At 60.0% G+C, this 1006-nt stretch carries 1 protein-coding gene and 1 pseudogene; both read right to left on the bottom strand.

Translation table 11 applies throughout. The features are described from left to right. Positions 1–229 precede the first annotated feature (229 nt). Positions 230–421: pseudogene (locus ACLMAL_RS39630) on the bottom strand (cold shock domain-containing protein); the annotation flags it as partial. 277 nt (positions 422–698) lie between these two features. Next, positions 699–1006 (bottom strand): integrase core domain-containing protein (locus ACLMAL_RS39635; protein ID WP_412003772.1); only part of this gene is annotated, 308 nt, incomplete at its 5' end.

The following is a 1006-nucleotide window of genomic DNA, read 5'->3' on the forward strand; positions in this document are numbered from 1 at the left end:
GGTGGGGCTGGCAGTACTCATCGTGGCCATCAAATGGCTCGCGACCATGGCCATGCACCCACCGGAACCGAGAGATAACAACCCTATCTGTTCGGGTTGCAGAAGGGATGGTGCCCTAGTGAGCGACTGTCACCTGGAAACAGTATGTCTGCACCGGACCGTCACCCTACGCACACCGTGCGATGTCCCCGGTGGTTGCCCGCGGCGTCTGGAATCGCATCTGGGTGGGGCGCACCTTGTGTGCCTGTGGACCTTTCATGCTGACGAACACCTCGAAATCGACCTGGCAGCCTTCGCTGATCGAATTTCGGTAGTGGTCGAGGATGTGCTCGCTTTCGACGAGTAGATCAGCGCTGCCGTCGGCGGCGGCGATGAAGCCGAAGCGCTTGGTGGCATCGAACCATTTCACAGTGCCCTGCATTGAGTACTCCTGAGGTATGGATATCGACATACGTGGGATATCGGAACGGTCAACTATGTGTTGCAGGAGTTCGCACAGTCAGCCGCCGCGGATCGCTCCCGTGACAATCCAGTGCCCGGGCGGGGATTGCTCTGGTGATCGGTCAGCGTGAGAGCGCCGCAACCGGACCTGAATCGGCCAGCTCAGACCCCAGCACAACCGAGCCGAATCTCGCTGACGTCCTCGACCGCTGTGGAATCAGAGAGTAGAAACGATCTTCATCCGTAGCCGGTGTCGGCTAGTTGTACTGACCTGAGAGGTTAGTAACGCGGCCAGCGGGCGGGTGGCCTGCGAGTGCGGTGTGGCCGCGGTGGTGATTGTAGGTGTGGAGCCAGGTGGTGAAGGCTGCGCATCGTTCAACATCGCTGCGGTAGAGCCGCGCGTAGGCCCACTCGTCGGCCAGGGTGCGGTGGAAGCGTTCGATGCTCCTATGTTTGTCAAGCTGCTGCGGTGAGCGATTGCTTGGTGCCTGGTCGGGGTAGGGCGGCGAAGACTTCTCGTGCGATGAATCGTTTGAGACAACGGAGGATTTCGCGTTTGCTGAGT

It is taken from the genome of Nocardia sp. CWNU-33 (genome assembly GCF_046764895.1).
Lineage (GTDB): Bacteria > Actinomycetota > Actinomycetes > Mycobacteriales > Mycobacteriaceae > Nocardia.